The organism is Microcoleus sp. PH2017_08_TRC_O_A (genome assembly GCF_020738665.1).
Classification (GTDB): Bacteria; Cyanobacteriota; Cyanobacteriia; order Cyanobacteriales; family Microcoleaceae; genus Microcoleus.
On the sequence record NZ_JAEQCE010000012.1, the window covers coordinates 40,680 to 54,056 of the forward strand.

Sequence of the window (13,377 nt, forward strand, 5' to 3'; positions counted from 1 at the left end):
AATTAACTTGTTATTATATGCAGTATATTTTTTCAATTCAGAAACCGCAGCCAAATAGCTATAATTGCCATCTATGCTTGAAACTACACAAACAACCCAAACTGTCAACCTCAACGAGCTGAGCACAGTAGAACTGGCTCAAGCCCTCGCAGCCCGCCTCGCCATTTCCGAAAGAGATTGGCACCGCCTCAAAGCCAACCGTTCCGCCCGGGCCGGAGAGCAAGCCGCGGCCGCTTTGGTCTTTTTGCTGAAAAATCAGCCCGAAGAAGCTCTGCCGCGCTTAAACCAAGCAGCAGGATGGTTAGATCGATCGATCTGTGCACCTCCGTGCCCGACTCACGGCAAATAATTTTGAGTCTTGAGTTAAATATTTGATTAGATCCCAAAACTCAAACAATCGCGCTACTCGATCGAGCAGCGCGATTGCGAGCTAAAAAAGATTTATACTTTTCTCACTCAAAACTCACATTTTGCATTATCATCAAAATCAATCGGTAAGTGGGAAACGAGCGTGGCTTTAGCCCTGAGAGGGGAAACGACGCGGGCGGTTTCAACCGCCTTAAATCCCCTCTGGCGAGGGTTGGAGGGGTATGGTTGCCCCTCCGGTGAGGTATGGTTGCCTCGATCTCCCTTGCGGGGTAATGTTTGCTTCGACCTGGTTATAAAGGCTTGTTAGACCTGCAACACTGTTTCAGTGACTTTAAAACTGTTTAATTGCAGATGACAGAGCGGAAAACTAGCGTCGCATTCGCCGGTGTCGTGACCTAAATAACGTCTCCTCCGTATAGGGGTCTGGTCAGAACAGCTTGTAATGTCTTACAAGCTCAGTGGCTTAAGCCCTGAGTTCCTGACCTACTATCAATAGCTTGATACTCAAAATTTTCCATCCTCGGTTCAGCGAGGAAACGAAAAAAATTGCAGGTCGAGCTGATCTGAAAAACGTCGCCAAATATCAGTTCTAGCGCAAGCGAGGCAGCCGGTAGCGACTGGGAAGTTCTTTGCACAGCCGTAACTCTGTGCCTTGAGAATTCCACTCAACCCGATCGAATATTTGGTAAAGGATAAACAGCCCCCTACCACATTCTTGTTCAACATGGGGGAATGCAGAATTATCTGCAACATCCTCTGCTATGAGACTGTCGCAAGTATCGGTATAAAGGTCGCAACCGCAAGGTGCTTTAAAGCCACAACCTTCGTCTGATATCACCCACCAATATTCGTTTTGGACGATCGAAAAACGGACTCCAACAGTTTTACTGGGGTCTAACTTGTTTCCATGCTTAGCTGCATTTACCAAAGCTTCTTGAAGCCCCAACCGTAATTCCGCTTGCCAGTGATGCGGAATCTCTGCTAGGAGCAGATCCAAAATAGGACAAAGGTATAGGGTAGAAGCGAAGCTAATCGTAATCCAATTGCGTCCGACGACCGGACGGGGTGAGATAGCAATCACTCAGAAAACTCCCTAACTTTCAGGTGGATAAAGTTCACACCCTGCATAGTTGGCTCCCTAGTATTCAAAATACTCATTAATTGAGCGGCGCAGCTCTATTTCTATCTTAGAGTATCAAAGCCGTTAAGAAAAGCAAAGAACATCACAAAATATTCTGCGATTCTCAGAAACTTTTGCCAAGAACTCCCAGTAATTTTACTTATAACTTCTACCCGCATCCTGATTTTTGAGGTCGGCTTTTGCTAGGGCACTGAAGCTGAACCCGCTGCATCCCAAGCCGTCAACAGCTCGCTTACCAAACGATCCCCACCTTGAAAAGATCGGAAATCCGTCCAAAAAAGTCGATCCCTTGACTCCTAGCCAATGGGGATCGACTCCCACCACCACAGCTTGGGCCCGATCGCCTAGATCTCCTACTTGTACCAAAGATCGCAAGGATCTTACCTAGGTGTGTTGCAGTCGAAACCAGATATATTTCCAAAATGCCGATCGAATACTGAAAATCCGACTGCTGCGACCTTTACCAAATCAATATTTGTTACAAAACTTATTGATTATGAGTGCGATCGCCCGAACTAGCCCAACTCGACCAACTTGACGTATCCCTTACTGGCAAAACCCCAGCGCGTTGGCAAAACTTTATAAATCTGAACCTCACGATACAATAGTTAAAGTAAATACTTATTTCTTTACATTATGCAAACAACCCCAGCCATCACTGCAACCCCCATTCCAGGCACATACTGGCAATGGCGGGGCCATTCAGTATACTATGTGCGGTCGAGCGATCGACATCTCGAACGCCCTCCCCTGCTGTTAATTCACGGTTTTGGAGCATCCACAGACCACTGGCGCAAAAATATCAGCGGGCTGAGCAAAGAATTTGAAGTGTGGGCGATCGACCTGATCGGATTCGGGCGATCGGCAAAACCCGAAATCCAGTACAGCGGCGAGCTCTGGCGCGACCAACTCCACGACTTCATCACCAACGTCATCGGCCGGCCCGCCGTACTAGCCGGCAACTCCCTCGGAGGCTACGCCGCCTTGTGCGTAGCAGCCCAGCGTCCCGAATCAGCCACCGGACTCATCTTAATCAACAGCGCCGGCCCCTTCAGCGAACCTCAGCCCGCACCCGAAGCCCCGCCCTTGCAAAAAGCCATATCTACCGTAGCTAAAACCTTATTCCAGCAAGATTGGGCAAGTTTTCTGCTGTTCCAATACGTGCGAGGGCGATCGACAATTCGGAAAACCCTACAAAAAGTTTATCTCGACCAAAGCGCCGTCACAGACCAATTAGTAGAAGAAATTTACCAACCCTCGTGCGATCGGGGTGCACCCAAAGTATTCGCCTCCGTCTTCCGAACACCCCAAGGTGAAAAAATCGACGTATTGTTGAGTCAATTAAATTGCCCGCTGCTAATGCTGTGGGGAGAGGGCGATCCGTGGATGAATTCTACCAACAGAAGCGCCAAATTCCGCGAACATTATCCGCAGTTGACAGAACACTTTATCAAAGCCGGTCACTGTCCCCACGATGAAGTACCAGAAGAGGTAAACGAACTGATTCGCGCGTGGATAATTGACTAGGGCATAGGGCATGGGGCATAGGGCATAGGGCATAGGGCATGAGTTACTGGTTATTGGTTATTAGAACGAACAACTAACAAGAAACATAGGACAAATCAGCTCCGAGGCATTTAAATTGCACGTCCGAATAAAGTTAAACTTTTGTGGGGCGGGCATCTTGCCCGCCCTAAAGATACAATTTAAATGCACAACCAATAACCAATAACCAATAACCAACAACCAACAACCAACAACCAATAACCAATGACTTCAAGTGTGTTGATTGTGGCGCGGGTGTCCCGCCCGTGAATCCTACTAAATCAAATAGGTTTGTAGTGAGGACTTCAGTCCGCATCAATTTCTGCGGACTAAAGTCCTCACTACAAACCTCTAAAGGCGACCTATTTGGGTTGCCTTGTTTACTATCATGAAAAATGCAATTTGTCAACAGCAAATAGCGACTATTTTTTACGCTTGGCGTTATCTAAGCGCCTGCGATCGCGCCATTCAACTGCTGTCAAATAAGCGACCCCGCCAGTCACTGTCAGCAACAGCACAAAGGCTACCAAAACCAGCAAATTAGCAATCGAAAATTCCACAACCCCTCCTGCTTGCCTTATACTTGAGATTTAGACTTGAGATTATGTGCGATCGCACAACCCCAATAAAATTAGTTTGTAGCAAGGAATGGAAATCTTCATCAAACTCTGCGGACTAAAGTCCTCACTACAAACCTGATAACGGTTATTGTACCGGACGTGTTTTGAATTGGGTGAGAGGGAGACTTGGAGAGTCCGAGAGGGGGAGATGAGAAAAGTCTTCCCGGAAGCATCTCAGTTTTGATTTTATAGTGCGACCACTTCAAGAACTCGCGATCTACGATCTATCTAACACTCGCGAGCGGGGACGCTCGCACTGTAAAGAAATTGCTTTTTTACAAAAGTGAGATACTCCGAGTCTTCCCTCTGTCAACTATCAACTGCCAACTGCCAACAGTCAACAGTCAACAGTCAACAGTCAACAGTCAACTCTTCCTTAAAACAACTCTTCCAAAATTGTAAACCGGACATGATTAATGGCCAGACTTCCCACGGAAACATCCTCCTTCTTCAAAGGCAGACCCCCGCTGGTGAGACTTTGGAAGCGAATTCCCTTGCCAATTTCCACGTGATACCAAGCTAAACCCATAAAAAACCGCAAAGGATAAGGGCCTCTGTCTTGAATGTCATCAGGATTAGATTCCATCGGCACCCAGCCAAAACCTGGAATGTAAAACTCCAGCCAAACGTGATTGAAATCGGGTTCCAGCGGCAAACCTTTTCTGTCAGCAAAAGCCGGACACTTATAACGCCCAATTGTGCGACAAGCAATTCCGTTCAACCTTGCCAAAGCCAACAACAACCCCACATACTCGCCGCAAGAACCGACGCCGCGACGCAGTACAATATCGGGAGTGTCAATGTGAGGTCTAATCCCGTAAGAAAGTTGGTCGTAAACAAAATTGCGAATGCTCAGTAACTTCCTCAGAATATTAGTTTCTGTGCCAATGGAGGCCACCGCAGCCGATCGCACAATCTCCGTATCCATCGCCAAATTATCATTGTCCACCAAATACTTCGCTGCAAACTCCGGCGATAGTTGCGGTATCTTTTCTACATTCCGAGGTGACAACTGATACTTAATCGATCGCACTTCTAACAACGCCTTCCAGCCAAAAACTCGCCGTTCCCCCTTCTGGAGGCGATCGAACTTAAACACCGCCACCCGTTCCCCTTCCTGAATTTCCTCAGTAAAAGGCATCCCAATCGGCGTAATTTTCCTGACCTTTTGTCGGTGAGTGTCCGAAGGTAAAGCAATCCGCCACTCCAAATTATCGATTTCTACCTCATCCAGGGGAGAAAGTTCCTCCACATAGGACATTTCCATCAAAAAACCATTTGACAGAGCGAAGCGTTCGGCTTCATTGTAGTGAAAAGATAAAGGGTGAACAAAAGTGCGATCGCGCTTCGTCAACTGAAAAGGATCTTCCGAATTCGGATCGTCCCGAATATAAAGTTCATCCCCGGCATAAGCCACATACAGAACCTCTTCGCCCGTCTGGGAATCTTTGTGAAAAGCCAAACCCGAAGGCCATTCAAAGGGAGTCAAAACGCTAAATTTAATCTCCCCAGTTGCCCGTTCCAAACAGTAAACAGTTTGCTCAGTCTTGTCGCAAACCCAGAGTTCCTCATCCCGGACAGTGATATTTTCTATGCCAATACCGGGAGCATAAAACCGAGTAATTTCCCGACCAGTTTTTACATCAAAAACCAGAATATAGCCCAATCTCTGGCAAGTCACATACAGCGTAGATTTCCAAACTGCAATCCCGTCAGCGGGATAAGAAAGGGAAACAAAATGTTCGGGTTTGAGTTCAGCGATTGCCCCATCCCGAATTGCGCCCGGACAGCAACAAATATCCTCATCTCGCGAAAACCAGAGAGTATCTTCCCAAATCGCCAGCCCGGTTGCGCCTGCAAACTTAGCCGTTTGATGAGGATTCAAAACAGTAGTGTTGTCAGTTTCTCGATCGATCTCCAATAGTAGCCCTTCGGTGCGATCGACCGCGAATAACCTATTTCCTAAAAAAGTAATGCCGTGCAGCGCGTAGACCCCGATCGGTCTTACCATCCGCAGCCCCGAAGGCTGTTTGTCCGAGAGAACAGGTGAATCGAGATTCATGCTAAATTTTTTTGCCGCTATTGTATTGTACAGAAAACTTAATTTGCTCACTTGTAGCCGATCGCTTTAGGCTCATCAGCAAAATTGCCGAGGTTCCTGATATCCTGAACTGACGCATCAACCGGTTTTTTTACGAAAAGACGCTTTTTAGCCTGCGATCGCAGTAAAAAAACCGGAATATTAGTCTTTCTGAACATTGGCTTTGACAAGCTCAACCCAACCTGCTGTCGTGCAGGCAAGTAAGTATAACTACCAAGCTACCACTGAAAAACGCGACACAGAATTCCATCTTGCTCAGAAGGGCCAAACTAATCGTATCTGTTGGAAGATATAAATTAAGTACAACAGATTACTAGATCCGTCAAAACCTTGGGTAGAATAAAATCGTGTGTTTAAGTTCCTAGGTTCATTAGAAGGCAGGTTCGTCATGGCTTGGAAGTCTGCTCTAAACATCGGTGCTCTTTCCTTAATTCTGTCTCTAGAGGGAGTTGCCGTTGGTAGTTTAATACCAGCTCTTGCTCTCAACAGCCCCGGTAACAATGTCCGCCGCCCCTCACAACCGCAGCTACCACTCAACTGGCAAACAGTTCAACCCCCGGAACTAACTGGAAGCAGACCGAACAACCAGCAATTGGGAGGCACGTGGAATAACTTTCAACCGCCGGAGCAGGGAGTACCCGGAAGACGGGAAGGGGGAGGAACCCGCGGCTTAGAATGCACTGCCACAAATGCCTTAACTGCCTTGATTCCCCAATCAACTATGGGGCAAACAATATCAGCAAAGCCGACATTTTTCTACTACCTTCCCGTAGCCATCGACAAAACAGTTCAGTTTGAGTTAGCAGACGAAAGCGACAAAACGGTATACAAAAAAAGTTTTCGGATGGTAACGAGCCGTCCTGGTATCGTTAGCATCAACCTCGGCTCCGACGGCAACTCGCCAGCCCTGGAAGTTGGCAAAAACTATCAATGGTACTTTACTATCAAATGCAACCCAAAAAACTATAGAGATGAGGTTCTCGTTTCGGGGTGGATAAACCGCATCGCAGTGGCCCCAACCTTGAAAACAGAGTTGGATCGATCGCCCGAGGGTCGCGCCAAGCTGAGCATCTTCGGCAAACAAGGTCTCTGGTACGAGTACCTGGCAGCTCTAGCTCAATTGCGCGTGGAGTCTCCCAGCGATGCCAGTTTAGCGTTCGAGTGGTCAGAAGTGTTGAGTGCAGTCGAACTCGGCAAAATTGCCCGAGAACCATTAATCCCCAGTCAGTTAACACCCATCGCCAAAAAATAATTCGACTTGTGCAGCAAGTACCAAAAACCCGTGGCGATCGCGCGCGGTATTTGGCAGCGCCACAGATGATTTTTGCCTGTCTCGGGTTTTTTGGTCGATCGTCCTCAATAAATTAAAATTTTTGCGCTGACCAGCATAAGGATTCGCTAGGAGGATCTGGGAGGTTGCAACTGGGCATTTTTATTGAAGCGACTGCACTTCAGATGCTACTAGAGTCCCGATCCTCGCGACTAAATCCCCCAATCCCCCAAATCTAAAATCTAAAATCTAAAATCTAAAAGATCGATCGACTTCGATAGCAAAATTGAGATGCTCCCAGTCCCCTTGTCTCTGGAAAGCCGGACTATTGAAAATTTTATGTTCAAATTGCGCCCAATACTAAATGGTAAACTTGCATAGTCAAGCAGCAAGCAAAATTATTTTACAAAAATATTAATTATGCGCCCGAGAGCAAATATTGCAATATTTCGGTTGGGGATTTCACTTCTAACTGCGCTCCCCATTGCTTGCTTTGATGCCCATCAAGCTATATCCCAAACGGACGATATTTCTCAGTTGCCCGCCGCCGCTGACAACTTAGCAGATCCGGCCAACGGAGTATTAGCACTGCAAAAACTCGAAATCAAGCAGGATGAAACTGCAACTAACTTCAATCAACTGCCGGATTTTGCCGAAAACAACCCTCTTGACAACCAGGCCGATCGCTGTTCCACAATTAATGAAACTGGTTGTGATGCCCACCCGGAACCCGAAGCACAAAATCTAGTTAACAGCGAACCGATATTCCCTAACCAGCTACATAGCAATGTTTTAGCCCAAAACCCACAAAATACCCCTCCAAACCTGCCCCCGCCACCGACTCAGCCAGATCCAAATCGCGATCGATTTTTGCAACCGGCCCCGCAGCCTTCCCCAGAACCTCCTCAAATACCGCAACCAGTTGCACCGGAGCGCCCGTCCCCAGTTCCCCTGCCGCTACCGAATCAGGTAATTCAGGTGCAGAAAATTCAGGTAGTTGGCAGCACAATTTTAAGCCAAGACGAAATTAATGCCTTAGTCAAGCCGTTAGAGGGCCGTTCTACCACGCTAGAACAGCTCAAACAAATCGCCGACAAAATTACCGAAATTTACCTCAATCGTGGCTACATCACTTCGAGAGCCGTCTTGCCGCCCCAAACTATCACCGCAGGGGTAGTCAAAATTCAAGTTATCGAAGGCAAGCTGACTCGAATTGAGGTAGAAGGAGCTAAAAGATTGCATCCAAGTTACATCCGCAGCCGGATTCGACTCGGTGCCCGAATGCCTTTAAGTACAGCTTCATTAGAAAACCAACTCCGGCTGCTGCGAGTCGATCCTTTATTTGACAATGTAGAAGCCAGCCTGCGGGCTGGGGATAATGAAGGAGAGAGCATTCTGATCGTCAGAGTTACGGAAGCTAATCCATTTCAATCTAGTTTCAGCATTGACAATTATTCGCCTCCCAGCGTCGGTTCTGAAAGATTGGGTGTTAGTTTGCGGCACCGCAATCTCACAGGAAATGGCGATGAACTTGCGGGTGCTTATTATCGATCGCTCGGCGATTCAGATGTCTTCGATTTCAGCTATCGCTTGCCGCTAAATGCGATGAACGGCACGTTGCAATTGAGGGCAGCGCCGAACCGCAACAGTATAGTACAAGAACCTTTTGATGCTTTTGACATTTCGGGAAAATCGCATTTATTTGAAGTTAGTTACCGCCAGCCGCTGCGGAGAACGCCGATCGAAGAATTTGCCTTATCTGCCGGTCTTACTTATCAGAAAGGCAGAACTTTTGTCGCCGGTGTACCGACTCCATTTGGCTCGGGCCCTGACTCCAATGGTGTCACGACTACCACTGCGATCAAGCTGGGACAGGACTACATTCGGCGGGATCCCCAGGGTGCTTGGGCTTTGCGATCGCAATTTACGATCGGCACAAGCTTGTTTGATGCTACTCAAAATGAAGGTTCTGTCCCTGACGGACAATTTTTGAGTTGGCTGGGTCAAGTGCAGCGAGTACAGCGATTAAATGATAAACATTTATTAATTTTGCAGTCAGACTTACAACTTTCTGCTAATAGTTTGTTACCTTCGCAGCAATTTGTAATTGGCGGCGGGCAATCTCTGCGCGGCTACCGCCAAAATGTGCGTTCTGGCGATAACGGCTTCCGACTGTCGATCGAGGATCGGATTACTTTGCAGCGGGATGCTTCGGGAAATCCCAAACTTCAATTAGCTCCTTTTTTGGATGCGGGTACGGTGTGGAACGCTCCCAATAATCCTAATAAATTAACCAATCAGACATTTTTAGCAGGTATGGGTTTGGGGGTAATCTGGGAACCGATACGGCGGGTGAACTTGCGTGTAGATTATGCTTTTCCTTTGGTGAGAATTACCGATAAAGGCAACAACCTGCAAGATAATGGCATTTACTTCAACATCATTTACACGCCTTAACGAGAGTGGGGGATGGAGAAAGCATCTGATTGCAAAAAGCATTTTTTTTACAGCAGTGCGAGCGTCCCCGCTCGCGTATTTTATCACTCGCGAGCGGGGACGCTCGCACTGCTATCAAAGCTGGCGCCGAGATGCTCCCTGCCGAACTTTCTCGATCGGATCTTAATCGCCGACTTCCCCGACAACCTCGGCAGCAGCCTGAGTTTCGAGCCAGAGTCCGAGCAACAACCGCTCCGCCCGATCGCTCAAAACCGTCGCAAACACCCCATCAGCGCCTTCAGATGCCCCTCCAATCCACGTACCGCGCAGGGTCACTTCGACAAAATCAGCATCAGCAACACAAAGAGCGATCGAATCGGTATCATCTCGGCGGGCCTCAGATTCCAACAGAGAAAGCGCCGGCAAATTCGCGGGCAGCAAAAATGCCGCAGTGCTCGGTTCGACGCTGATGCTTTGACCAACTCGCATAGCCAGCACAACTCGCAGCGCCACTAACTGTTCGGGAGATTGAGCCAAACGCTCTAGGTTAAAGCCCGTTTCAGTGTAAGTCAACTTCAGCATATTGACAGCCTTAAATTTGGAATTGAAAATTGAAAATTGGGAATTGGGAATTGGGCATTGGGAATCGGGAATTGGGAATCGGGAATTGGGAATTGGGAATTGGGAATTGGGAATTGGGAATTGGTCAAATAGGGAATTGGTCAAATAGGGAATTGGTTATTAGAAAAACCACTAACTATTACCCATGCCCCATGCCCCATGCCCTATTCCCCATGCCCCATTCCCCATGCCCCATTCCCTATTCCCCAATTTGGTATTCGTGCCAAAACATTTCGGCAAAAGCAACAGTGGGGTGAATGGGAGCCTTCGGCTTGGTTCGCAGAGACATTCCAGCTTCTATGGGAGTTCGATCGCCCTTACGAGAGTTGCACCGTTCGCAAGCCGTCACTACGTTGTCCCAAGTATGCGACCCGCCCTTCGATCGAGGCATCACGTGATCCAGCGTCAAATGCCTGTTGTTGCCACAGTATTGGCAAGCATGGGCATCTCGGCGCAACACTTCCCGGCGATTGACCGGTGGTACTTTCCAAACACGCTCCCTGTTGCCAAAAGTTAAGCGGATTTGTTCGGGTACGTGGATGCTGGTGCTGGGCGATCGCACTAGATAGCCATTGCCGATGCTAAAATCCAGAGGTTCAGCCTTGCCTGTTACCAAAAGTACGATCGCCCGTTTGATGTTGACACGGCTCATCGGTAGGTAATTTTGAGAAAATACCACAACAGATTGCCTCAATACATCAGTTACTACGGTCACGGCTTGCTCCTCCTCATTTGGATTTTAGATTTGAGATTTTAGATTTGAGATTTTAGATTTGGAATGCTTCCCAGCATTGGCTACATCTAGTTTTTGCGAGTTCCCCAAGCCTTGCCAAATTGCTCCAATCTCCAATCAAATGCCCCCGCTTCTCTTACGAGTGAAGCGGGGGCTAGAAAAACTGCTTTCATGCAAATTTTCATCTTATGTTGGTACAGTCGTTAGCTGTACCTCCCGCTTCGCCTATCTTTATGGTGTGGCCGTGCCACTCCCAGACCGTCCCGGTCTACCTCGTTGTAATTAATTTCTGAAATTAGTCCTAATCCACTATAACCGGGTTTAATTGGGCTTGTCCCAGCCCACGAGGTCGCTGTAGGGGTTAGCAAACCTGTCATAAAGACTTGCCGTGAGGACTCAGCGCGACCCCTGGGGCGATCGCACTTGAGTTGATAAGTAGAGTAGGTGGGGAAAAATTTCACAGTAGGCAGAAAGTGATCTGAGACCTTTAAATCTAGCTTTAAACATACTACACTGATATTACAGATATGTCCACCCGTCACGGAGAAAAATTATGCATACCCTACCTAGAACCTCAACCACCGAAATGGAAGTCACCAGCATTCGATTGGAAAGAGAGCTCAAGGAGAGACTCAAAGAGCTCGCTGGCAATCAAGGCTATCAAGCTTTGATTCGAGATTTGCTCTGGAATTACGTCCAGCAGAAGTCTGGAGAGTATCGTCAGATGTTTTGTCGATCGGATATTCGAGCCAGCATTAACGCCACAGCACAGCAGGAGGAACGCTGCGCCCTTACAGGAGAGTTGATTCGAGTTAATGAGCCGATGTTATTAGGCCTGACGATGCACGGCGAAATGGTGCCCCTGAGTATGGGGAGTATGGGCAGTATGGCTGGATAAACCAGTTTACCGAGAATTTGCGATTGCGATCGGCCTGGGGTGAGAACCCCAGGCGCTGAAGATCAAATCCCGAAGCATTTCCAAGATATCTATATTTAAAGAAAGCAAGAAGACGCTAAGTTCGCGAAGAAAGATCCCAGAAGGAAGACGCGCGGACTAATGCTAAACTTTCCATCGGGTATGCCGAAAGATGATGGTAAATTTGATGGAAAAGATTAAGGTAATGCTGAAAAACCGCTACTTGAGTGCTGTAAGCTCGATCGCCCTTCTCACAATGATCGCCGGATGCGCCGCTACCGAATCACCCCAACTTGCAACTCCCTCTCCTGTAGCCGAATCTTCCCCGCCGCCAGTTAAACCCAATCAGCCGTTAACAGTTTCTCTCAACAATCCCGAAACCGCCACAAATACCAAAATCCAGCAATATCTCAACGCATTGACGGCCCAAGGTTCTGCCAAAGAAGACCAAGGCATCTGGATGCAATCGGGCAATACATTACTCGCCAATCATCAAGGTACAGTTCCTCTGTCAGCCGCTTCCATTACCAAAGTAGCAACATCTCTGGTAGCGCTGCAACAATTCGGGCCGGAACATCAATTTATCACCGAAATTAGTACCAACGGCACCATCAAAGACGGTGTATTAAAAGGCGATTTAGTGATTGAGGGCAGCGAAGATCCGTTGTTTGTGTGGGAAGAGGCGATCGCCCTCGGTAACATCTTAAATAAAAAAGGCATCAAGCGAGTCACTGGCACTTTAATCATTGTCGGTAAATTTTACATGAACTTTGAATTAAATCCCCTCAAATCAGGAGAATTGCTCAAACAAGCATTGAACAGCGAAATCTGGCCGGGCGAAGCCGCAGCCCAGTATCAAACACTTCCTCCCAATACACCGAAACCCCAAATAGTAATTGATGGTACTGTCAAAGTTTTGCCAGCACGTCCCAGCGCCGTACCCTTAGCCAAACATTATTCTTTACCCCTCGCCGAACTTATCAAAAAAATGAATCAGTACAGCAACAATCTCATGGCAGATATGCTAGCTGATACTGTTGGTGGCGCCAAAACAGTCGCGCAAAAAGCAGCAGCAGCAACTGGAGTTCCTCCCGCAGAAATTCAACTCGTCAACGGTTCCGGATTGAGCGACGACAATCGCATTTCTCCTAGGGCTGCGTGCGGGTTATTTATAGCTTTAGAACGCTACCTGCAACCTTACAGCATGACAGTTGCTGATGTCTTAACTGTAGTTGGCAAAGATAAAGGAATCTTGTCAGAACGGGCGCTGCCAAAGTTAGCAGTAGTCAAATCTGGCACATTGGATAATGTTAGCGCTTTGGGCGGAGCGCTACCCACTCAAAAACAAGAAACCGTGTGGTTTGTGATTATGAATCGAGGGGCAAATGTCGAGGCATTTCGCACTCAGCAAGAGGTTTTGTTGAAAAGCTTTTTGACTGAATGGGGAAGCGTTCAAGTTTCGCCACCGGAATTAACGCCAAATCCTGCTAGAAGTAGTAAGGTATCTCGCAGCGAACTTGTTCAATAACACCAGATTTGATGAATAATATTATGTTTGATTCTTGGCGAATAGCCAATAGTTGCCACGGTGCGTCAGCACAGAGATTTTCAATGGGTATCTAAAA

The 13,377-nt window shown here is 47.6% G+C and carries 14 protein-coding genes; 7 read left to right on the forward strand and 7 right to left on the reverse strand.

The annotated features are described in order from the left end of the window. The first annotated feature begins 73 nt into the window (after positions 1-73). Positions 74-349: a DUF6439 family protein gene (locus JGK22_RS05000; protein ID WP_293181557.1), complete on the forward strand. Its 276-nt coding sequence runs from the start codon at positions 74-76 to the stop codon at positions 347-349. A gap of 609 nt (positions 350-958) precedes the next feature. Here the strand turns inward: JGK22_RS05000 and JGK22_RS05005 are convergent. Continuing rightward, on the reverse strand, positions 959-1,450 hold the full coding sequence (locus tag JGK22_RS05005) for an anti-sigma regulatory factor (protein ID WP_293205209.1): 492 nt from the start codon (positions 1,448-1,450) through the stop codon (positions 959-961). Between the two features lie 195 nt (positions 1,451-1,645). Further along, entirely contained in the window at positions 1,646-1,876 is a 231-nt protein-coding gene (locus JGK22_RS05010; RefSeq protein ID WP_293312458.1) for a hypothetical protein, read from the reverse strand. A 270-nt stretch (positions 1,877-2,146) separates the two neighbouring features. Between JGK22_RS05010 and JGK22_RS05015 the strand changes: the two genes are divergently transcribed. Continuing rightward, complete coding sequence (locus JGK22_RS05015; protein ID WP_293181566.1) at positions 2,147-3,037, forward strand: alpha/beta fold hydrolase; 891 nt, start codon at positions 2,147-2,149, stop codon at positions 3,035-3,037. A 440-nt stretch (positions 3,038-3,477) separates the two neighbouring features. Here JGK22_RS05015 and JGK22_RS05020 read toward each other — a convergent pair whose 3' ends face one another. The 3 genes from JGK22_RS05020 to JGK22_RS05030 all read right to left on the reverse strand — a co-directional run bounded on the left by JGK22_RS05020 (position 3,478) and on the right by JGK22_RS05030 (position 5,934). Continuing rightward, positions 3,478-3,615, reverse strand: coding sequence for a hypothetical protein (locus tag JGK22_RS05020; protein ID WP_293147539.1), 138 nt, complete (start codon positions 3,613-3,615; stop codon positions 3,478-3,480). Between the two features lie 436 nt (positions 3,616-4,051). Next, positions 4,052-5,737: a transglutaminase domain-containing protein gene (locus JGK22_RS05025; protein WP_293181568.1), complete on the reverse strand. Its 1,686-nt coding sequence runs from the start codon at positions 5,735-5,737 to the stop codon at positions 4,052-4,054. Positions 5,738-5,784: 47 nt separating this feature from the next. After that, positions 5,785-5,934 carry a hypothetical protein gene (locus JGK22_RS05030; RefSeq protein ID WP_293181571.1) on the reverse strand — a complete coding sequence of 50 codons (150 nt, stop codon included), beginning with the start codon at positions 5,932-5,934 and terminating at the stop codon, positions 5,785-5,787. A gap of 230 nt (positions 5,935-6,164) precedes the next feature. Here JGK22_RS05030 and JGK22_RS05035 point away from each other — a divergent pair, with 230 nt between their 5' ends. Both JGK22_RS05035 and JGK22_RS05040 read left to right on the forward strand, forming a co-directional pair. Next, positions 6,165-7,028: a DUF928 domain-containing protein gene (locus JGK22_RS05035; RefSeq protein ID WP_293181574.1), complete on the forward strand. Its 864-nt coding sequence runs from the start codon at positions 6,165-6,167 to the stop codon at positions 7,026-7,028. 471 nt (positions 7,029-7,499) lie between these two features. Beyond that, positions 7,500-9,503 (forward strand): ShlB/FhaC/HecB family hemolysin secretion/activation protein, encoded by a 2,004-nt coding sequence (locus JGK22_RS05040; RefSeq protein ID WP_293190185.1) that lies wholly within the window; start codon positions 7,500-7,502, stop codon positions 9,501-9,503. Positions 9,504-9,665: 162 nt separating this feature from the next. Here the strand turns inward: JGK22_RS05040 and JGK22_RS05045 are convergent, their stop codons facing one another. Then, on the reverse strand, positions 9,666-10,064 hold the full coding sequence (locus JGK22_RS05045; RefSeq protein WP_293181580.1) for an alr0857 family protein: 399 nt from the start codon (positions 10,062-10,064) through the stop codon (positions 9,666-9,668). Positions 10,065-10,086: 22 nt separating this feature from the next. On the opposite strand from JGK22_RS05045, the gene JGK22_RS05050 reads away from it, so the two are divergent. Continuing rightward, positions 10,087-10,212 carry a hypothetical protein gene (locus JGK22_RS05050; protein ID WP_293190187.1) on the forward strand — a complete coding sequence of 42 codons (126 nt, stop codon included), beginning with the start codon at positions 10,087-10,089 and terminating at the stop codon, positions 10,210-10,212. A gap of 90 nt (positions 10,213-10,302) precedes the next feature. On the opposite strand, the gene JGK22_RS05055 is transcribed toward JGK22_RS05050, so the two are convergent. After that, positions 10,303-10,818 (reverse strand): HNH endonuclease, encoded by a 516-nt coding sequence (locus JGK22_RS05055; protein WP_293190189.1) that lies wholly within the window; start codon positions 10,816-10,818, stop codon positions 10,303-10,305. Positions 10,819-11,389: 571 nt separating this feature from the next. Here JGK22_RS05055 and JGK22_RS05060 point away from each other — a divergent pair. Beyond that, complete coding sequence (locus JGK22_RS05060; RefSeq protein ID WP_293181586.1) at positions 11,390-11,734, forward strand: ribbon-helix-helix domain-containing protein; 345 nt, start codon at positions 11,390-11,392, stop codon at positions 11,732-11,734. 205 nt (positions 11,735-11,939) lie between these two features. After that, complete coding sequence (locus tag JGK22_RS05065; RefSeq protein ID WP_293181588.1) at positions 11,940-13,280, forward strand: D-alanyl-D-alanine carboxypeptidase; 1,341 nt, start codon at positions 11,940-11,942, stop codon at positions 13,278-13,280. Positions 13,281-13,377: the final 97 nt, after the last annotated feature.